Annotated in this window: 19 protein-coding genes; 6 read left to right on the forward strand and 13 right to left on the reverse strand. The window is 66.0% G+C overall.

Features of this window, described 5'->3' with window-relative positions:
- Positions 1 to 11: 11 nt before the first annotated feature.
- From A5686_RS22050 to A5686_RS22090, 9 genes are all read right to left on the reverse strand, one after another.
- Positions 12 to 1,166, reverse strand: a complete 1,155-nt coding sequence (locus A5686_RS22050) for a virulence factor Mce family protein (protein WP_067938636.1) — start codon at positions 1,164 to 1,166, stop codon at positions 12 to 14.
- Entirely contained in the window at positions 1,163 to 2,605 is a 1,443-nt protein-coding gene (locus A5686_RS22055; RefSeq protein ID WP_067938638.1) for a virulence factor Mce family protein, read from the reverse strand. Before A5686_RS22055 ends, A5686_RS22050 begins: the two co-directional genes overlap by 4 nt.
- Positions 2,602 to 3,666: a virulence factor Mce family protein gene (locus A5686_RS22060; RefSeq protein ID WP_067938640.1), complete on the reverse strand. Its 1,065-nt coding sequence runs from the start codon at positions 3,664 to 3,666 to the stop codon at positions 2,602 to 2,604. Before A5686_RS22060 ends, A5686_RS22055 begins: the two co-directional genes overlap by 4 nt.
- The gene (locus A5686_RS22065; protein ID WP_067938642.1) at positions 3,656 to 4,708 is read right to left on the reverse strand and encodes a virulence factor Mce family protein; all 1,053 of its coding nucleotides are present in this window, start codon (positions 4,706 to 4,708) and stop codon (positions 3,656 to 3,658) included. The genes A5686_RS22060 and A5686_RS22065 overlap by 11 nt, the downstream gene beginning before the upstream one ends.
- Complete coding sequence (locus tag A5686_RS22070; RefSeq protein ID WP_067938644.1) at positions 4,708 to 5,910, reverse strand: MCE family protein; 1,203 nt, start codon at positions 5,908 to 5,910, stop codon at positions 4,708 to 4,710. Before A5686_RS22070 ends, A5686_RS22065 begins: the two co-directional genes overlap by 1 nt.
- Before the next feature lie 18 nt (positions 5,911 to 5,928).
- Positions 5,929 to 6,771, reverse strand: coding sequence for an ABC transporter permease (locus A5686_RS22075; RefSeq protein WP_067938646.1), 843 nt, complete (start codon positions 6,769 to 6,771; stop codon positions 5,929 to 5,931).
- Positions 6,772 to 6,790: 19 nt separating this feature from the next.
- Positions 6,791 to 7,555, reverse strand: a complete 765-nt coding sequence (locus A5686_RS22080) for an ABC transporter permease (RefSeq protein WP_067938647.1) — start codon at positions 7,553 to 7,555, stop codon at positions 6,791 to 6,793.
- Positions 7,556 to 7,791: 236 nt separating this feature from the next.
- Positions 7,792 to 8,706 (reverse strand): 3-oxoacyl-ACP reductase, encoded by a 915-nt coding sequence (locus A5686_RS22085; RefSeq protein WP_067938649.1) that lies wholly within the window; start codon positions 8,704 to 8,706, stop codon positions 7,792 to 7,794.
- A 44-nt stretch (positions 8,707 to 8,750) separates the two neighbouring features.
- Entirely contained in the window at positions 8,751 to 8,942 is a 192-nt protein-coding gene (locus A5686_RS22090) for a ferredoxin (RefSeq protein WP_067938674.1), read from the reverse strand.
- A 213-nt stretch (positions 8,943 to 9,155) separates the two neighbouring features.
- Between A5686_RS22090 and A5686_RS22095 the strand changes: the two genes are divergently transcribed.
- The 5 genes from A5686_RS22095 (at position 9,156) to A5686_RS22110 (ending at position 13,915) form a co-directional block, all read left to right on the forward strand.
- The gene (locus A5686_RS22095) at positions 9,156 to 10,334 is read left to right on the forward strand and encodes an acyl-CoA dehydrogenase (protein WP_067938651.1); all 1,179 of its coding nucleotides are present in this window, start codon (positions 9,156 to 9,158) and stop codon (positions 10,332 to 10,334) included.
- Positions 10,335 to 10,363: 29 nt separating this feature from the next.
- On the forward strand, positions 10,364 to 11,461 hold the full coding sequence (locus tag A5686_RS22100) for an acyl-CoA dehydrogenase family protein (RefSeq protein WP_067938653.1): 1,098 nt from the start codon (positions 10,364 to 10,366) through the stop codon (positions 11,459 to 11,461).
- Between the two features lie 5 nt (positions 11,462 to 11,466).
- Positions 11,467 to 12,978: a long-chain-fatty-acid--CoA ligase FadD17 gene (gene fadD17, locus A5686_RS22105; RefSeq protein WP_067938654.1), complete on the forward strand. Its 1,512-nt coding sequence runs from the start codon at positions 11,467 to 11,469 to the stop codon at positions 12,976 to 12,978.
- Between the two features lie 101 nt (positions 12,979 to 13,079).
- Positions 13,080 to 13,205, forward strand: coding sequence for a hypothetical protein (locus tag A5686_RS28245; protein ID WP_255405050.1), 126 nt, complete (start codon positions 13,080 to 13,082; stop codon positions 13,203 to 13,205).
- Positions 13,202 to 13,915 (forward strand): serine hydrolase, encoded by a 714-nt coding sequence (locus tag A5686_RS22110; RefSeq protein ID WP_067938656.1) that lies wholly within the window; start codon positions 13,202 to 13,204, stop codon positions 13,913 to 13,915. Before A5686_RS28245 ends, A5686_RS22110 begins: the two co-directional genes overlap by 4 nt.
- On the opposite strand, the gene A5686_RS22115 is transcribed toward A5686_RS22110, so the two are convergent.
- Genes A5686_RS22115 through A5686_RS22130 form a run of 4 tightly spaced genes read right to left on the reverse strand, consistent with a single transcriptional unit; the run spans position 13,901 to position 18,749 of the window.
- A complete protein-coding gene (locus tag A5686_RS22115; RefSeq protein WP_067938658.1) occupies positions 13,901 to 15,451 on the reverse strand; it encodes an acetolactate synthase large subunit in 1,551 nt (516 codons plus the stop codon). The genes A5686_RS22110 and A5686_RS22115 overlap by 15 nt on opposite strands.
- Positions 15,448 to 16,272 carry an amidohydrolase family protein gene (locus A5686_RS22120; protein ID WP_067938660.1) on the reverse strand — a complete coding sequence of 275 codons (825 nt, stop codon included), beginning with the start codon at positions 16,270 to 16,272 and terminating at the stop codon, positions 15,448 to 15,450. The genes A5686_RS22115 and A5686_RS22120 overlap by 4 nt, the downstream gene beginning before the upstream one ends.
- A gap of 38 nt (positions 16,273 to 16,310) precedes the next feature.
- Positions 16,311 to 17,078, reverse strand: coding sequence for a fructosamine kinase family protein (locus A5686_RS22125; protein ID WP_067938663.1), 768 nt, complete (start codon positions 17,076 to 17,078; stop codon positions 16,311 to 16,313).
- Between the two features lie 18 nt (positions 17,079 to 17,096).
- Positions 17,097 to 18,749 carry an acyl-CoA synthetase gene (locus A5686_RS22130; RefSeq protein WP_067938665.1) on the reverse strand — a complete coding sequence of 551 codons (1,653 nt, stop codon included), beginning with the start codon at positions 18,747 to 18,749 and terminating at the stop codon, positions 17,097 to 17,099.
- Positions 18,750 to 18,783: 34 nt separating this feature from the next.
- Here A5686_RS22130 and A5686_RS22135 point away from each other — a divergent pair, with 34 nt between their 5' ends.
- Positions 18,784 to 19,656, forward strand: a complete 873-nt coding sequence (locus A5686_RS22135) for a crotonase/enoyl-CoA hydratase family protein (protein WP_231986453.1) — start codon at positions 18,784 to 18,786, stop codon at positions 19,654 to 19,656.
- The last annotated feature ends 43 nt before the right edge of the window (positions 19,657 to 19,699 follow it).

Here is a 19,699-nt window from a genome sequence, read left to right on the forward strand (position 1 = left end):
GCGCCCGCCCCCTACTGTCCTGAAGCCGTGCCGGGCGGAATCTTGAACGGGTCCGCGGCCTGTCCGGACAGATTGGCCATCTCGCCGGTCAAGAAGTCCGGCGGATTGAGGATCTCGTTCATGTGGGCCATGTTCGGATCGAAATACGCCGTGGTGAAGAAGGTTTCACCGAGGCGGCGCAGGGTGAGGTCGAAGGTGCTGAAGACGTTGAGGTAGTCGCCACGCACCGCCTGCTTGATGCCGAAGTTGGGGAACGGGAACGTCAGCAACAGTTGCAGCGAGGTGACGAAGTTCCTCCGGTTGTCGTTGAGCGCCTTGACCACCGAGTACAGGTCCTTCAAATCGGCGGCGAAGTCCACTTTGGTCTTTGCCAGGATGTTCGACGTGACATTCGCGAGTTTGTGCAGCGCACCGAAGGCCTCGACGATGTGGTCGCGATTCTTGTTCAGCACGCGAATCGCTTCGGGCAGCGTGTCCAGCGCCCGGCCCAGGTTGTCCTTGTCGTGCGCCAGGGCCGCGGAGAATCGGTTCAATCCGTCTACCGCATCGATGATGTCGTTAACCTGGCGGTTCAGTCCGGAGGTCAGTTCCGCGAGCCGCGGAACCAGGTCGACGAACTGATCCTGCCGCCCGGCGACCGCACGATAGGTCTCATCGGTGATCTCTTCCAGGGCACCGACATTGCCCTTGTTCACCACCACGCCGAGCGCCGACAGCACTTCTTCGGTGGTGGGATAGCGACCGGTGTTGGCCTCCGCGATCTTCGACCCGTCCTTCAGCTTGCCGACGGCCGGCTTGTCCTTCGGCCGAGCCAGGTCGATGTGCATCGAACCGAGCAGCGAGGTCTGTGCGACAGTCGCGGTCGAGTTCGCGGGCAACACGACGTTCTTGTCGAGCGCCAATTTCACTGCCGCATAGAATGATCCGTCGGCCCGCTGTTCGGCCGAGATGCCGGCGACACTGCCGACGGTGACGTCGTCCACCATGACCGGAGAGTTCTGCGGCAGCGTCGCGACGTCGGGCAGTTCGACGGTGATCGAGTAGGCGCCGCTGCCGTGGCCGGCGGTACCGGGCATCGCCAACGAGTTCAATCCGTTGAATTGGCAGCCGGCCAGCAGCACGGCGCCCGTCGCCAACGCGCTGGCGCGCAACCACATCCGGTTCATCCGCCACCCCCCAAGTCGGCCGCCGGGCCGGCGGGCCCCTGGCTGGGAGGCGGACCCGGCCGCGGACCAAACGCGCTTCCGGGAGCGGGGCCCGGCGCCGGTGCGGCGCCGGCCGGGGCCGGTTGGCCCGGCGCGGGAGCGGCCTGCGGGGCCGTCGGGACCAGCAGGGCTTGCAGATCCGCCGGGTTCTGAGCGGCCGGCTGCGTCTGAGCACCCTTGGCCGGGATCCAGGTCAGCTGCGGTACCGGGGTGGCCGCCTTGGCCTGTGTCTCCGGAGTGTCGTAGATGATCTGGCCCTTGTACGCCGTGATCGTGTTCAGCGGGTGGAACATCAGCGGCGGGTAGTTCACGGTGAGCCGGCGCAGCACGGGTCCCAGCCGCTCACGGCAGAGTTCGGCGCGCTTGAAGTAGTCGGGTGCCCGGGGTCCGCCGGCGGTCTCAAAGGATCCACCGCAGATGAACTGCACGGGGTTGGCGAATTCGGGTATCGACAGCAGGCCGTTCAGCGTGCCCTGTGCGGGGTCATAGATGTTGTAGAAGTTGGCGATACCCGGGCCCGCCACGTGCAGCACCTGCTCGATGTTGTCGCTCTGGTCGCTCAACGTCTTCGCCAAATCGTTGAGGTTGTTGACCGTATCGATGATCGTCGAGTTGTTTTCGTGCAGGAAACCCCGGATGTCCGACAGCGCTACGTTGAGGGTGCCCAGCGTGGTGTCGAGGTGGCGCGAGCTGTCGGCGAGCACTTGTGATACCGAGGCGACGTTGCCGGCGAACTGGACGATCTGCTCGTTGCTGGACGAGAGCGCGTTGACGACCACCTGTAGGTTTTTCACCGTGCCGAAAATGTCGCCGCGCGAATCCCCCAGCCGCCCAGCGGCTTGCGAGAGCTCACGCAAGGCGTTGTGAAACGACTCGCCCTTGCCGTCGAAGGTGTCCGCGGCCTGGTTGATCGCCGCGCCCAACGGTCCCTGCATCGATCCGGCCGTGGGGCCCAGTTGCACGGCCAGCTGGGTCAGCGACTCCTTGACCTCGTCCCACTCCACCGGGACCGCGGTGCGGTCCGGGCCGATGCTCGCACCGTCGGCCAGCACCGGGCCGCCGGTGTACGCCGGTGTCAGTTGAATGAACCTGGCCGCCACCAGGTTTGGCGATATGATGATCGCCTTGGCGTCCTTCGGGATCTTCACGTCCTTGCTCACCGACATGGTGATCTTGACGTCGGACGGCCGGGGATCGATCGTGTCGATGGTGCCGACCGGGACACCGAGGATGCGGACCTGGTCACCGGGGTACAAGCCGACTGCAGAGGCGAAGTAGCCGACGATCTTGCGGTTATTCCCTTGTGACGTCAGCACATACACGCCACCCACCAGCACCGCGACAAGCGCGATGATGGTGGCGTAGCGCAGCCCCCGGCTGCCGAGGATCCGCTGCATCATGGTGACTTCGGCCTGATGATCCAGCGTTCCTGAATCAGGCCGCGCAGGTAATCTGCGAGGCTGGCAGGCATCTTGCCGGGCTGGTAGAAGAAGTCGAACATGGTGGCAAGCAGCGGTGCCGGGATCACGCCGTAGACGTTGACGTTGAATCCGGGGCCCGAACCAACCACCTCACCCAGCTCGGTGGCGTAGGTGGGCAGCCGCTTGAGGGCCTCGGCGATGTAGTCGCGGCGCTCGTTGAGGTTGGACAGCACGTCGTTGAGTTTGTTCAGAGCCGGTCCGAATTCCTTGCGGTTGTCGGCGACGAAGCCGGAGATCTGTGTCGAGAGGCCCTGGATCCCCGAGATCAGCTGGGCCAGGGCGGCCCGTCGTTCGTCGAGGGCCGCGAACAGCTCGTTGCCGTCATCGACCAGTTTGTTGACCTGCTCGGCGCGTTGGGACAACACGCCGGTGACCGACTTCGCATGCGCCAGCAGGCTTTGCAGCGCCTCGTCGCGGCGGTCCAGGGTGCGCGACAGGGAGGTCACGCCGTCGAGCGCACCGCGCAGCTGCGGGGTGGCGTCGTGCAGCGTGTCGGTCAGTACGTTCAACGCCTTCTCGAACTGCGGCTTGTCCAGGTTGTTGGCGTTCTGCCCCAGATCCTCGAGCGCACCGGCGAGCGTGTACGGCGTCGTCGTGCGGCTGAGCGGGATGGAGGTCGCCTTGCCGCCACCGGCCGGGGTCACCGAGATGGACCGCTCACCGAGGATGGTATCGGTGCGGATCGAGGCCAGCGACTGGTCACCGACGGCGACGTGACGGTCGACGCTGAAGCTGATTTTGGCGCTGTCGCCGGCCAGACCCACCGAGGTCACCTTGCCGACCTTGAAGCCCGAAACGTAAACGGCGTTGCCGGGATTGATGCCGCCGGCGTCGGTGAAGTAGGCGTCGTAGATCTTGCCCTGCGGCCAGAACGGTAGTCCGGCGTAGCCGAACGCAATGAGCACTACACACACCACCAACACCACGCCGAAGATGCCGGTGCGCAGTGGGTCGCGCTCATGCCTTGCGTTACTTGACAAAAGAGCACCTCCCCTTGCTGGGATCCACCTGGCCACCAAGCGGTAGCAGGATGTCGCTGCCGGCCGGGCCGTTGATCTTGATCGTCACGGAGCAGAAATAGATGTTGAAGAACGACCCGTAGGCGCCCAGCGCGGCCAGCCGCAGATAGTCCTCGCCCAGCTGCTCGATGTCGTTGTTCACCTCCGCCTTGCGGTTGTCCAGTTCGGTCGCCAGCGGGCGGGTGTTCTCCAGGATGCCTTGCAGTGGACGGCGCGAATTCTTCAGCAGTTGCGTCAGATCCGTCGTCGTCGACGCCAGCGGTGGGATGGCACCGGCGATGTCGTCCTTGTGCTGGGCCAGCCCGGTGATCAGTTGTTGCAGCTGGTCGACGCTGGCCGAGAATTGTGCGCTGCGTTGGTCCACGGTGGTCAGCACCGTGTTGAGGTTGTTGATCACGTCACCGATGAGCTGGTCGCGCTGGCCCAGCGCCGAGGAGAACGCGCTGGTGTCGGCCAGCACGTTCGACAACGCCCCGCCCTGGCCCTGCAGCAACTGAATGACCGCGCTGCTGATGGTATTGACCTTGTCGGCGTCGAGACCTTTGAGCACCGGTCGCAGTCCACCCAGCAGCGCGTCGAGATCGAGTGCGGGCTGGGTGTGTTGGCTGTTGATGGTTCCGCCGGCCGGCAACTTTCGCAGCTCCCCGGGGCCCGACGTGATCTCTAAGAATCGATCGCCGACCAGGTTTTCGTAGCGGATCACCGCGCGCGTGGATGAATAAAGGGTGTAGCGCTTGTCGACCCCGAACTTCACGTCGATGGTGTTGTCGGGGTTGAGCTTGATGCCCGACACCGCGCCGACCGGAACTCCGGCGATCCGCACCTTCTGCCCGGACTTCAGCCGTGACACGTTGGTGAACGTTGCGTGGTAGGTGCTTTCGGGGCCGAAGCGGAAGTCGCCGAATACCACCACCAGCCCCGCGGACACCAGCAGCATGGCCACCGCGAAGATGCTGACCTTGGTCATCATCTCGCGATGCGACGGCATCCCCGAGGCCGCCATCAGAAGTCGTCCCGTTCCGCGAAGGCGCCGTGGAACAAGAACTGCAGCGTGGAGGGCGCGTCGAACTGCAGCTCGGTGAACGGCTCGTAAGGGATGTTCGCGTTGTCGGTCACCAGGAATGGCGCCCGGTAGAACGATCCGCCGGTCTGCTTGGTCGGGATGTCGGGCAAGCCGCGGCAGTTCGGTCCGCCGGACGCGTTCACGATCGGCAGCGATTCCGGATAGGTGTACGACGGCGCGCCCAGCACGAAGCTCGACGAGGTGAACAGGCCGGCCTTGCGAACCCCGAGCAGCGGGGCGAATTCCTTGATGCCACGCTCGATTCCGGCGAACAGACAGCCGAATTCCGGCGAGTAGTCTGCGGCCACTTTGAGCGGGGCCCGCAGCCGGTTGATGGCGTCGATGAAGTCCTGTTCGGCCGGCGCCAGGGTGTCATAGGCGTTGTTCGACAGCCCGATGGTGGCCAACAGCGTGCTGTCGAGGTTCTTTTGCTGGTCGACGACGGTCTTGTCGATCGTCGGCAGGTTGTCGACCGCGGTGGTCAGGTCCGGCGCGGCGTCGGCGTATACGTTGGCCACCACCGCGGTCTTGCGGAAGTCCTCCTGCAGCGCGGGCAGCTTCGGATTCGCCTGGCGCGTGAGCGTGTTCAAGCCCGACAGGATGCCGCCCAGGTCGTCGCCGTGGCCGCGCAGGCCTTCCGCGAACGCGCTCAGCGTGCCGTTGAGTTCCACGGGGTCCACCTTGTGCAGGAGGTCCATCAACGACTGGAACAACGTGTTGACTTCCAGCTGCACCGAAGAGGCCGCCACGTGTGCATCCGGACGGAGCGAGGTCGGCGATGGAGCCTGCGGCGCAATGAATTCCACCGCCTTGGCACCGAAGATGGTGTTACCCGCCAGGCGCACCGTCGCGTTGGACGGGATGAAATGCATGTCGTCGCTGTTGATGCCCAGCGTCAGCCGCGCCTGGTCACCGGAATAGTCGATGGCTTCGACCTTGCCGATCTGGATGCCCCGGTATTTGACCTTGGCGCCCTTCTCCATCACCAGCCCGGCGCGGGGCGCCGACACCGTGACGGTGTCGATCGATGCGAAGGCGGCTGTGTAGGAAAGATAGGTCAGCACAGCGAAAGCCACCAGCAGGCCGGCCAGTACCGCTGCTGCCAGCCGGACGGTTGCGCGTCGCGCGTCTGTGTCTGCCATGTCCCTTGAGCGGTCCTCTTATCCGGAGAGGTTGAAGTTACCGGACGCCCCATACACCGCGAGCGAGATGAACAAAGTGATGACGACCACGACGATCAGCGAAGTCCGCACGGCCTGGCCGACCGCAATCCCGACACCGACCGGTCCACCGTGGGCGTTGTAGCCGTAAAAGGTATGAACGAGCATGACCGCGATGGACATGACGATCGCCTGCAGGAACGACCACAACAGGTCGGACGGGATCAGGAACGTATTGAAGTAGTGGTCGTAGAGGCCTTTTGACTGCCCGTTGATGTACACCGTGGTGAAGCGTGCTGCGAAGAACGCGGCCAGCACCGACAGCGAGTACAGCGGGATGATCGCGATGAGGCCGGCAATCAGGCGGGTCGACACCAGATAGGAGACCGAGTGCACCGCCATGCATTCGACGGCATCGATCTCCTCGGAGACACGCATCGCACCCAATTGGGCGGTGGCGCCGGCACCGATGGTGGCGGCCAGCGCGATACCGGCGATCACCGGGGCGACTACCCGGACGTTCAAAAATGCCGACAGGAATCCCGTCAGCGCCTCGATGCCGATGTTGCCCAGCGACGAATACCCCTGCACGGCAATGACACCGCCGGAGGCCAGGGTCAAGAACGCGGCCACACCGACCGTGCCGCCGATCATGACGAGCGCTCCCGCGCCCATTGTCATCTCGGCGATCAGCCGGACGGTCTCCTTGCGGTAGCGGGTGAGCGCATTCGGGACATACCGCATGGTCTGGCCGTAGAACAACGCTTGCTCGCCGAAGTCGTCAACGGGTTCTTGCAGCCGCGAGGCGATATTGCGCAGCCGATACGTGAAGTCATAACTCATCGCGTGCTTACCCGTCCCATCACTTCGCCGAGATTCGCACGCCGATAGCGGTCATCACCACATTGATCACGAACAGACATATGAAGGCGTAGACCACGGTTTCGTTGACCGCGTTACCGACTCCCTTGGGCCCGCCCTTGACTGTCAGGCCGCGGTAGCAGCCCACCATGCCGGCCATCACGCCGAACAGCAGCGCCTTGACTTCGGCCAGCACCAGCTCGCGCAGCCCGGTGAGCACGGTCAGTCCGTTGATGAACGCGCCGGGGTTGACGCCCTGCAGGAACACGGAGAACACGTAGCCACCGGAAAGGCCGATGGCGCATACCAATCCATTGAGCAGCAGGGCCACTACCGTGGAGGCCAGCACGCGGGGTACCACCAGCCGCTGGATCGGGTCGATGCCGAGCACCCGCATCGCGTCGATCTCTTCGCGGATGGTGCGGGCGCCGAGGTCGGCACAGATCGCCGTGGCGCCGGCACCGGCCACGACGAGCACGGTCACCACGGGGCCAAGCTGGGTGATGGTGCCGAATGCCGTCCCGGCGCCGGACAGGTCGGCCGCGCCGATTTCGCGCAGCAGGATGTTGAGGGTAAAGGCCACCAGGACGGTGAACGGGATGGATACCAGCAGCGTCGGGACCAGCGACACTCGCGCGATCATCCACGTCTGCTCGAGAAACTCACCGAATTGAAACGGCCGGCGGAAAGCCGCCCGGCCGGTGTCCATCATCATTTCAAAGAATCCGCCGACGGCGCGGGCGGGAACCGCAAGTTGTTCCCTCAACGCGGTTCCCCCCTCGGTTTGGTCTCGGCGAAGTCTATGTCTGGCCTTTGCGTCGTCTAGGGTCGCACCTGGCTCGGTGTGAGCCGGATCATATTAACCCAGAACAAGTTCACCGTGTCAATGAACAAGACTTCTTTATCCGAACTGTAATTCGCCAGGTCAGAAGCACTTGGCCCGGGTAAAACTGACACACGTTCTACCTGGCGATTCCGCCCGGGCAACCAAGTTTCAGCGGCTTATTGCTCCATCAGCGCACCAGCGGAAAAATTGTGCTCAGGATCACGGCCAGCAAAGTATTCCTGCAGTGTTGAACTAAGCTGCGCGGGGTCCCAAGCGGCACCATCGGCGCTGAATTTGCGCTCCACGGTCGGGGCGGCGACCAGCGTCACCTGCGGACCGTAGACGATGAACACCTGACCGTTCACCTCGGCGGCCGCCGGGGACGACAGGAACTTCACCAGACTGACCACGTGTTCGGGTGACAACGGGTCCACGTTGCCCGCGTCCACCTCGGGCGCGTCGCCGAATACGTCGGCCGTCATCGCGGTGCGCGCGCGGGGGCAGATGGCGTTGGCGCGTACCCCGTAGCGGCCCAATGCCCGTGCGGCCGTCAGGGTGAGCGAAATGATGCCCGCCTTGGCGGCGCCGTAGTTCGCCTGCCCGACCGGCCCGACCAGACCGGCCTCCGAAGCGGTGTTGACGATGCGGCCGAAAACCTGACCGCCGGCGTCCTTGGCCTTGGCACGCCAGTAGGTCGCCGCGTTGCGGGTCAGCAGGAAGTGACCGCGCAAGTGCACGGCGATGACAAGATCCCACTCCTCGTCGGACATGTTGAAAAGCATCCGGTCGCGGGTGATCCCGGCGTTGTTGATCACGATGTCCAGGCCACCGAGTGAGTCGGCCTGAGCAACTAGTTCGTCGGCGGTGGCGCGTTCGCTGATGTCGCCTGCCACAGCGACGGCCTTCGAACCGGCCGAGCTGATCTCGTCGATGACGTCGGAGGCATCCAACGCCGCGGCGATGTCGTTGACGACGACGGTGGCACCCTGGCGGGCCAGGCCCAGCGCCTCGGCGCGTCCCAGGCCCGCGGCCGCACCGGTCACCACCGCGACCTTTCCGGAGAGATCGGTCGCGTTCGTGCTGCTAGTCAATTTATGAATACCTCTAGTTTCGGCTCACGCACTCTGGGCTCGGATTAGTCGCCGCGCTGAAGCGCGGCGCGCGGGCATTCGGCGATCGCCTGCTCCGCCAGTTGTTCCTGATCGGTGGGAATCGGGTCGAGCTTGACCACGGCGTAGTCGTCGTCGTCCAGGTCGAAGATGTCTGGGGCAATTCCCAAGCACACTGCGTTACCTTCGCACCGGTCACGGTCCACGATCACCCGCACAGCACCCTCCTTGAACCTGGCCTTCACCTAGAGGACTCGCCTCATCAGTATGTAGCTCCACCATAGGACCCTGACACCCCTGGGGAAACGGTCGCTGGATTCCCAGACTAGAACGTGTTACAACCGGGAAGACGAACGGGTAGCCGTTGGTCGAGCTGCAGCCTGTGACGAGGCTTGTTACTCCGAACGTCGTTGACTTGAAGGACGGCCGAAATGCGCATCAGTTACACCCCGGAACAGGAGGAGCTGCGTCGCGAGCTGCGGTCGTACTTCACCAAACTCATGACGCCTGAGCGTCGCGAGGCGCTGACCTCGACCCAGGGCGAGGTCGGGACCGGCACCGCGTACCGCGATACCGTCGCGCAGATGGGCAAAGACGGGTGGCTCACCCTGAATTGGCCCGCGGAGTACGGCGGCCAGGATCGCTCTCCGATGGACTCGCTGATCTTCACCGACGAGGCCGCCATTGCGGGCGTGCCGGTACCTTTCCTGACCATCAACAGCGTGGCGCCGACCATCATGGCATTCGGCACCGAGGAACAGAAGAAGTTCTTCCTGCCCAAGATCGCGGCCGGCGAACTGCACTTCTCCATCGGCTACTCCGAGCCCGGTGCCGGCACCGACCTAGCCAACCTGCGCACCACCGCGGTGCGTGACGGTGACGACTACGTCATCAACGGCCAGAAGATGTGGACCAGCCTGATCGCCTACGCGGACTGGGTCTGGCTGGCGGTGCGCACCAACCCTGAGGCCAAGAAGCACCGCGGCATTTCGATGCTGACCGTGCCGACGACCGCCGAGGGCTTTTCCTGGACGCCGGTGCACACCATGGCCGGCGTGGACACCAGCGCGACCTACTACTCCGACGTGCGTGTCCCGGTGACCAACCTGATCGGCGAGGAGAACGGCGGCTGGAAACTGGTGACCAACCAGCTCAACCATGAGCGGGTCGCACTCGTCTCGCCGCAGCCGATCTTCTTGGCCCTGCGCGAGGTTCGCGAATGGGCGCAGAACACCAAGGACGCCGGAGGCGCCCGGCTGATCGACTCCGAGTGGGTGCAGATCAACCTGGCCCGCGTGCACGCCAAGGCCGAAGTGCTCAAGCTGATCAACTGGGAACTGGCTTCGGCGGCAAGCGAAGCCCTCTCGCCCGCCGACGCGTCGGCGGCCAAGGTGTACGGCACCGAGCTGGCCACCGAGGCGTACCGGCTGCTGATGGAGGTGCTCGGTACCGCGGCGACGGTGCGCCAGAATTCACCGGGCTCGCTGCTGCGCGGCCGGGTCGAGCGCATGCACCGGGCCTGCCTCATCCTGACCTTCGGCGGCGGCACCAACGAAGTGCAGCGCGACATCATCGGCATGGTCGCCCTCGGTCTGCCCCGCAATCGCTGAGCCGCTACGCAATAGAAGGACGGACGTTCATGGATTTCACCACAACCGAAGCGGCCAACGACCTCGGCAACCTGGTCGACACCATCGTCGGCTCGGTATGTACACCCGAGCATCAGCGTGAGCTCGACGGGCTCGATCAGCGGTTCGACCGCGACTTGTGGCGCAAGCTGATCGACGCCGGCATCCTGTCATCGGCGTCGGCCTCATCGCTTGGCGGAGACGGCTTCGGGGCGCTCGAGCAGATCGCGATCCTGGTCGCGCTGGGACGCCAGCTGGCCGCGGTGCCCTACCTGGAGTCGGTGGTGCTGGGCGCCGGAGCGCTGGCCCGCTTCGGTTCCGAAGAGCTGCAACAAAGCTGGGGCGTGCCCGCGGTCAGCGGCGAGAAGACGCTCACCCCGGCCCTCGACGGCGAGATGGGTGAGGGCCCGGTAGAGGCGGCCGCCGCCGGCTCCGGCTACCGGCTGACCGGAACCCGCACCCAAGTCGGCTTTGGCCCGGTGGCCGACGCGTTCCTGGTTCCGGCCGAAACGGAGTCCGGCACGGCGGTTTTCCTGGTCGCCTCCGACGATCCCGGCGTCACGGTGACCGCGCTGGAAACCACGGGCCTGGGCTGCGTCGGGCATCTCACGCTGGATGGGACCCAGGTGGACGAGAGTCGCAGGGTCGGCGGCGCCGAGGTCGTGACGTGGCTCGGCACGCTGGGGACTCTGGGCCGCAGCGCTTTCCAGCTCGGTGTGCTCGAGCGGGGCCTGCAGATGACGGCCGAATACGCGCGCGAGCGCGAGCAGTTCGACCGCCCTATCGGCAGCTTCCAGGCGGTGTCGCAGCGACTGGCCGACGGCTACATCGACGTCAAGGGACTGCGGCTCACCCTCACGCAGGCGGCCTGGCGGGTCTCGGAGGACATTCCGGCCGAGATCGACGTCGCCAGTGCGGCATTCTGGGCGGCGGACGCCGGCCACCGGGTGGCGCACACCATCGTGCACGTGCACGGCGGTGTCGGCGTCGACACCGACCACCCCGCGCACCGCTACTTCCTGGCCGCCAAGCAGATCGAGTTCGCCCTGGGCGGTGCCACCGGACAACTGCGCCGCATCGGCCGGGAGCTGGCCGAGACACCCGCTTAGGCGCAATGGAGCTCACCGATGAACTGACGGTCACCAGGCTGCTGGCGCCGCTGACCGAAATCGACGATCGGGGTATCTTCTTCGAGGACTCGTTCACCAGCTGGCGCGATCACCTGCGGCACGGTGCCGCGATCGCCGCGACGTTGCGTGCGCGGCTGGACCCCGGCCGGCCACCGCATGTCGGCGTGCTGCTGGAGAACACGCCGTTCTTTTCGGCGATGCTGGTCGCCGCGGGGCTATCGGGGATCGTGCCGGTGGGGCTGAACCCGGTGCGCCGCGGCGAGGCGCTGCGGCGCGACATCGCCCGGGCCGATTGCCAATTGGTGCTCGCCGACTCGAAGTCGTCTGAGACGCTGGGCGACATCGAGCACCTGAACGCCGACTCGCCCGAATGGGCCGACGAGGTGGCGGCGCATAGCGACGCGCAGATCGCTTTTCAGCCGGCCTCGCCGTCGGATCTTTTCATGTTGATCTTCACGTCGGGCACCAGCGGCGAGCCCAAGGCGGTCAAGTGCAGCCACGGCAAGGTCGCGATCGCCGGCGTGACGATGACACAGCGCTTCGGTCTCGGCAGCGACGACGTCTGCTACGTGTCGATGCCGCTGTTCCATTCCAATGCGGTGCTGGTCGGCTGGGCGGTGGCGGCCGCCTGCACGGGCTCAATGGCGTTGCGGCGCAAGTTCTCCGCCTCGAACTTCATCGTCGATGTGCGTCGCTACGGTGTCACTTACGCGAATTACGTGGGAAAGCCACTTTCATATGTGCTCGCCACGCCGGAGCGGCCTGATGACGCGGATAACCCGCTGCGGGCGGTCTACGGAAATGAGGGCGTACCCGACGACATCGAGCGCTTCGGCCGCAGGTTCGGGTGTGTGGTGCAGGACGGGTTCGGCTCCACCGAAGGTGGTGTGGCCATCGCGCGCACGCCCGATACGCCGGCGGGTTCACTCGGTCCGCTTCCCGACGGCATTGACATCATCGATCCCGATACCGGCTCGTCATGCCCGCCGGGTGTGGTTGGCGAACTGGTCAACACCGCGGGGCCGGGACGTTTCGAGGGTTACTACAACGACGTGGCGGCCGAGGCAGAGCGGATGGCCGGCGGGGTGTACCACAGCGGTGATCTGGCCTACCGCGACGACGCCGGCTACGCGTACTTCGCTGGGCGGCTGGGTGATTGGATGCGTGTCGACGGCGAAAACCTTGGCGCGGCGCCGATCGAACGGGTGTTGCTGCGCAATCCCGACGTCACCGAGGTCGCGGTCTACCCGGTGCCGGACCCGATAGTCGGTGACCAGGTGATGGCCGCCTTGGTGCTGGCGCCCGGCGCCGAGTTCGATGACGAGAAGTTCCGGGCTTTTTTGGCCGAGCAGCCCGACCTGGGACCCAAACAATGGCCGTCCTATGTGCGGGTCAGCGCCGAACTCCCGCGGACGGTGACCTTCAAGGTGCTCAAGCGGCAGCTGGCCGCTCAGGGCGTCGACTGCGGCGACCCGGTGTGGAAGATCCGCCGTTAAAGCCGGGCGCCGGCGTTGCGGCCGGATACGCCGTCGTAGCAGTAAACTCAGCGCTTGATGAAAATCCGCGAAGTGCTCGCCGGTTCGGCCCTGGGTGGCTGATGATTACCCGGCACACGTATGAGCGCGGGGCGGCAACGAATGTGACGCAGCGGGGAGACGCGATGCTGGATGCGCCGGTCGCCGGTGTCAGCATCGCGCGTGCCGAAAGCGAAGCCACCGCATGACCGCACGGCCTCTCGAACTCGCGCTGGAGGCGAGCTTCGAACAGCTCTCCGCCGCAGTGCCGGCCAACGTCGGCATCGCGATCGCCCGCCCGGACAGAACCTTCTCGCTGGGCGCCTGGTGGTCGGGCGTGGCATGGTCGACCATCAAGGTGCCCCTGGCGATAGCGGCGTTGCGCGACGATTGGCTGGGCGCCCGCGACTTAGCCGTGAAAGCCATCACCGAATCCGACAATCACGCCTCCGAACAGTTGTGGTCGCAGTTGGGTGAGCCGACGGAGGCTGCACGGCGGGTTCAGGCCGTGGTCGCCGAAGGGGGCGACACCGCGACCGTGGTCGAATCACGACGACTTCGCCGCGGGTTCACCGCTTTCGGTCAAACCCAGTGGAGCCTGCAGCGGCAAGCGCGATTCGCCGCGGAGCTGTCGACCATCGCCGACGCCGTCGAAGTGATCGACCTGATGCAACGGCTGGTCGCCGACGATCAATGGGGGCTGGCCGCGAAAGGCCTTGCCGCAAAAGGTGGTTGGGGTCCAGGCGCCCACGGCGGGTACCTGGTTCGCCAGTTCGGCATCGTTCCCACGCCATCCGGCCAATGGGGGGTGGCACTCGCGGCGGACGCGGACGACGGCGCTTTCGAGACGGGCGTCGAGGTGGTCAATACGATGACGGATTGGCTGCTGAGCCGGCTGCCGACCCTAGCCCGTTATTGACGGAACCACGGCGTCGATCAGATGCGGCCCGGGTTCGGCGAAGGCGGCGCGCAACGCATCGGCCAATTCCTCGGCGGTGGTAACACGCCGGGCCTGCACCCCCATGCCCTCGCTGATCTTCACGAAATCCATTGTGGGATCCGACAGATCGAGCAATGCGAGCGCTTCAGGCCCGGGCGTCGACCCGGCGCCGACGCGTTGCAGCTCGATTCGGAGGATGTCATAGGCGCTGTTGTTGTACACCACGGTGGTCACGTCGAGATTCTCGCGGGCCTGGGTCCACAATCCCGAAATCGTGTACATCGCCGAACCGTCGGATTCCAGACACAGCACCGGACGATGCGGCGCGGCCACCGCGGCGCCGACCGCCGCCGGGATGCCGTAGCCGATCGCCCCGCCGGTGAGGGTCAGCCAGTCGTGCGCCGGCGCTCCGGCGGTGGCCCCCGCAAGTAGCAGGCCCGACGTATTCGACTCGTCGACCACGATCGCGTCTTCGGGCAGCAGCGCCCCGATCACGTCCGCGGCCGACGCGGAGGTCAGCGCGCCCGTCGGCAGCTGTGGGCGCGATGCGCTCGCCCCCGGCGCTTCGGTGCCGGGGGCGAGCGCATCAGCCAGGGTGATCAAAGCATTTGCGGCGCCGGTGTATTCGGCGAGCACGTGCACCTCGCAGCCAGCCGGTACCAGATCGCTGGGCATGTTGGGGTAGGCGAAGAACGACACCGGCGATTTGGCGCCGGCCAGCACCAGATGCTTGGCGCCGTTCAGTTGAGCGGTGGCGGCCTCGGCGAAATACGCGAGCCGGTCGACCGCGGGGACGCCGGCGCCGCGCTCCAGCCGCGTCGGGAAGGTCTCGCACAGCACGCGGGCACCCGTCGCCGCCGCAATGCGGGTGGCCGCCGCCAGCCCCGCACGGCGGGTGGCGTCGCCGCCCACCATGATCACTGTGGGCTCACCGGAGCGAAGGACCTCGAGGACCTCGGGGGCCAGCATCGGATCGGCGCCGGTCGGTTGTGCCTCCAGGTTGGAGAACAGCTGGGCCCCATCGGACCACGACACGTCGGCGGGCAGGATCAGCGTCGAGATCTGCGAACCCCACCGGCTGGCCGCGATGCCCTCGACCGCATCGGCGGAGACCTGGGAGGCGTCACCGGTTCGGCGCACCCATCCCGAAACGCTGCCGGCGAGCGCGTCGATGTCGGATTCCAATGGGGCATCGTACTTTTTGTGATACGTGGCGTGGTCGCCGACAACCACCACCATCGGCACCCGCGCGCGACGCGCGTTGTGCAGGTTGGCCAGGCCGTTGCCCAGTCCGGGGCCCAGGTGCAGCAGCACCGCGGCAGGGCGATCGGCGATGCGCGCATAGCCGTCGGCCGCGCCGGTGGCCACCCCCTCGAACAACGCCAGCACGCCGCGCATGCGCGGGACGGCATCCAGCGCGGCCACGAAGTGCATCTCCGACGTGCCCGGATTGGCGAAACACACGTCGACGCCGCCGTCGACGAGGGTGTTGATCAGGGCCTGGGCACCGTTCACTTCATTGCCTCCAGTCGGAAGATTCGTTCGGCGTTGCCGCGCAGGAAATCTCGGCGAGCTTCGTCGGACAGCCCGAGGGCGTCCAGTCCCGCCAACGCATGCTCGTGAGTGATCATCGGATAATTGGTGCCGAACAATACTTTTCGTTGCCCGGTACCGGTCTTCATGAACCGCACGAGTTCGTCGGGCAGCCGCTTGATCGTGTACGCCGAGGTATCTATGTAGACGTTTTCGTGCTTGCGGGCCACCGCCACCATCTCCTCGGTCCAGGGATAGCCGACGTGGCCGCAGACGATCACCAGCTCCGGGAAGTCGAGTGCCACCTGGTCGATGTAGGGGATCGGCCGTCCGGTTTCCGACGGTCGCAACGGGCCGGTATGACCGACCTGGGTACAGAACGGCACGCCGGATTCAACGCACTGGGCGAACAGCGGATAGTAGCGGCGATCGGTGGGCGGGGCATTCCACAACCACGGCACCACCCGCAGGCCGATGAAGCCGTCGGCTATCCGGCGCCGGAGCTCACGGACGGCTTCCATCGGGCGATCCAGGTCGACGGTGGCCAGGCCGGCCAGCCGGTTCGGGTGCGCGGCAACCCATTGCGCCACCTCGTCGTTGGAGACCAGGTCCTCTCCGGCCGGGCCGCGCCAGGCGCTGAGCACACCCAATTCCACGCCCCCGGCGTCCATCGACGCCAGGGTCGCCTCGATCGGGATGTCGGTGTCGGGGATCGTCCCGCCGGTCCACCGCCGCAGCGATGCGAGCATGTCGCTGCGCAGAAACCGCGCGGTCGGATGCTGCATCCAGACATCGATCGTCATGCGATTGGACTCTAGACCGACCCGGCGGACCGCCGATGTCAGAGGGTCAGCGCCGTGTGCGCGCAGGCATGGGCCTGCTGCGCATACCCGCCGCCGAACAAGACGACGTGCGCCAGCAGTGGGAACAGTTGGTGCAGGCCGGCGCGCCCGCGCCACCCGGCCCGCAGCGGCCGCACCCGCTGGTAGCCGTCGATCACGGCGTCGTAGTGCGGACAGCCGAACAGCGCGAGCATCGCCAGGTCGGTCTCGCGGTGGCCCGCGTGTGCCGCCGGGTCGATCAGCACGACACCGTCGGGCGTCCACATCACGTTCCCACTCCATAGGTCGCCGTGCAGCCGGGCCGGCCGGTCGTCGTCGTCGAAATCGCCCGCACGGCAACGCGCCGCGACGGAGTCGACGGCGTCGCGCGTGGCGGCGTCGAGCCGCGGAGCCGCGAGTTCTGCCATCGGACCCAGTCGTTCCTCTGCGTAGAACTCGCCCCAGCTCCGATGCCGGCGCAGCGACATCGGCAACGGTTGCGACAGCGGCCCGAAGAACGCCGGGCCGTCCCAGCCGTCCGGTCCGGCACCGAACGCGGGGGCGCCCGCGTCGTGCGTGACGGCCAGCCGGCCGCCGAACGTGCGCGCGGCCTCGGGGTTCGGACTCACGGATTCCAGGCGGCGTAAGGTCAGGCTCGCGTCGTCAACGGACACGACCTGGGCGCACGGCACGCCACCTTCGACGGCGCAAAGCCATTGCAGCCCTGCCGCTTCCCAGGCGAAGAAGCCGGCCGGCGCACCCGCGCGGTGCTTGACGAAGTCGCTCACACGGCGCGGCCTAGCGCATCACGCAGTGGCGTGGGCTGCGTGCACGTCGTCAGCCGGGCGGGCCTCGGTCTGCTCCTTGGCCCACCGGTAGTCGGGTTTGCCCGCGGGCGACCGCTTGACCTCGTCGACCAGCCACAGGCTGCGGGGCACCTTGTAGCCCGCGATTTCTGAGCGCACGAAGCTGTCCAGATCCGACAGCGCGGGCCGGGCGCCCGGCCGGGGCTGGACGACGGCGGCGACGTGCTGCCCATACCGGGGGTCGGGCACGCCGACCACCAGGGCGTCGAAGACGTCGGGGTGGCCCTTGAGCGCGGCCTCGACCTCCTCGGGGTAGATCTTCTCGCCGCCGCTGTTGATCGACACCGAGCCGCGGCCCAGCATCGTGACGGTGCCGTCCTCCTCGACCGTCGCGAAATCACCGGGGATGGCGTACCGCACGCCGTTGAAGGTCTTGAACGTCTCGGCGGTCTTCTTCTCGTCCTTGTAGTAACCGACGGGAATGTTGCCCTTCTTCGCGATGAAGCCGCGCACACCCGAGCCCGGCTTGACCTCGTTGCCGTCCTCGTCCAGGACGACGGTGCGGTGGTCGATCGTCACGCGCGGGCCACCAGCGTGCGGCGCGTCCTTGGCGACGATGCTGGTGCCGCCGAATCCGGTCTCCGAAGATCCGATGGAGTCGGTGATGACCCGGTTGGGCAGCAGCTCGAGGAACTTCTCCTTGATGCTCGGCGAGAACAGCGCCGCGGTGGAGGCGAGCAGGAACAGCGACGACAGGTCGTACTCATCGCCCTTGTCCTGGTGGGCCAACAGCGAGTCGAGCAGCGGTCGCGCCATCGCGTCGCCGGTGAAGAACAGCAGGTTCACCTTATGGTCGTGGATCGTGCGCCACACCTCGTCGGAGTTGAATTCCGGTGCCAGCACGGTGGTTTGGCCGGAGAAGATCGACATCCAGGTCGCCGATTGGGTGGCGCCGTGGATCATCGGCGGAATCGGGTAGCGGATCATCGGCGGGTTGGCCGCCGCGGCCTTGGCCAGGTCGTATTCGTCCTTGACGAATTCGCCTGTGGCGAAGTCGGTTCCACCGAACAGCACGCGGTAGATGTCCTCGTGGCGCCACATCACGCCCTTCGGGAAGCCCGTGGTGCCCCCGGTGTAGAGCAGGTAGATGTCGTCGGGGCTGCGCTCACCGAAGTCGCGCTCAGGCGAGCTCTGCGCGATCGCCGAATAGAATTCGACGCCACCGTAGCGGGCGAAGTCGTCGTCGCTGCCGTCCTCGACAACCAGGATCGTCTTGACGTCAGGTGTGTCGGGCAAGACGTTGGCCACCCGGTCGGAGTACTGGCGCTCGTGCACCAGCGCGACCATGTCCGAATTCTCGAATAGGTAGCGCAGCTCGCCCTCGACGTAGCGGTAGTTGACGTTCACCAGGATGGCGCCCGCTTTGACGATGCCGAGCATCGCGATGACGATCTCGATGCGGTTGCGGCAATACAGCCCGACCTTGTCGTCCTTTTTCACCCCCTGCTCCATCAGGTAGTGGGCCAGGCGGTTGGCCTTCTCCTCTAGCTGGGCATAGGTCAACTTCTCGTCGCCGCAGATCAGGGCGACACGGTCGGGCACAGCGTCGATGGCGTGCTCTGCGAGATCGGCAATATTCAAGGCCACGGCCACCAAATTAGAACGTGTTACATTTCGTGGCAAGCTCGTGCCCATTGTCGAGGGAAAGGCGGTAGCCGTGTCCGTGGAGAATGCCGGAACCCCAGCAAACACTGAAAACGGAGAAACCGGGCCCTCTGAAGCCGATGCCCTGGTGGAACAGCGTGGTCACACCCTCATCGTGACCATGAATCGGCCGCACCGCCGCAACGCTCTAAGCACGGAAATGATGGAAATCATGGTCCAGGCCTGGGACCGCGTCGACAACGACAACGACATCCGCTGCTGCATCCTGACCGGCGCCGGTGGCTACTTCTGCGCGGGCATGGACCTCAAAACGGCGACCCAGAAGCCACCGGGTGAGTCGTTCAAGGACGGCAGCTACGACCCATCGCGAATCGATGCCTTACTCAAAGGCCGCAGGCTGAAAAAGCCGCTGATCGCTGCCGTCGAGGGGCCGGCCATCGCGGGAGGAACCGAGATCCTGCAGGGCACCGACATCCGGGTCGCCGGTGAGAGCGCCAAATTCGGCATCTCCGAGGCGAAGTGGAGCCTGTATCCGATGGGCGGGTCCGCCGTCCGGCTGGTCCGCCAGATTCCCTACACCGTGGCGTGCGACCTGCTGCTGACCGGACGGCACATCACCGCCGCGGAAGCCAAGGACATCGGCCTGATCGGCCACGTCGTGCCCGACGGACAGGCGCTGACCAAGGCGCTCGAGATTGCCGAGGTCATCGAGAACAACGGTCCCCTGGCCGTGCAGGCGATCCTCAAGACAATCCGCGAGACCGAGGGGATGCACGAGGAAGAAGCGTTCAAGCCCGACACCGCCAACGGCATCCCGGTGTTCCTCTCCGAGGACTCCAAGGAAGGCCCCCGCGCCTTCGCCGAGAAGCGCAAGCCCAACTTCAAAAACCGCTAATCGCCCCCCGCCCCCCGCACCTCCCGGCCGGCCCGTCGACGGC

The sequence above is a fragment of the Mycobacterium sp. E2479 genome (assembly GCF_001667925.1).
Classification (GTDB): Bacteria; Actinomycetota; Actinomycetes; order Mycobacteriales; family Mycobacteriaceae; genus Mycobacterium.